This window comes from Chryseobacterium sp. SIMBA_038 (assembly GCF_046535115.1).
Classification (GTDB): domain Bacteria; phylum Bacteroidota; class Bacteroidia; order Flavobacteriales; family Weeksellaceae; genus Chryseobacterium.
On the sequence record NZ_JAWRXH010000158.1, the window covers coordinates 1 to 273 of the forward strand.

The following is a 273-nucleotide window of genomic DNA, read 5'->3' on the forward strand; positions in this document are numbered from 1 at the left end:
CGTGATGCACGCACAGTACTTCGAGGCTGCGGCGCTCGCGCTCGGCTTCATCAACGCAAAGATGGGCGCGTACGTGTCCGACGAATCGCTCAAGCGCCGTGCGCAGCAGCGCGCACGTAACGACGAAATCCTGAAGAACATCCTTGCGACAAACGAAGAGGGTGCGTGCTTCACGCTCGCCGAGTTACGCGACCGCTCGGTTTCTTCGCCCGCCGTCAAGCGCGGCGAGTTGATGACCCGGATCAAGGGGTTCGAGGATATCGCGCGCGAACT

Annotated in this window: 1 protein-coding gene; it reads left to right on the forward strand. The window is 61.9% G+C overall.

Going from position 1 to position 273, the window contains the following annotated elements; genetic code table 11:
• A partial coding sequence (locus SB689_RS23100; protein WP_410694395.1) for a replication endonuclease occupies window positions 1-273 on the forward strand: 273 nt, incomplete at both ends.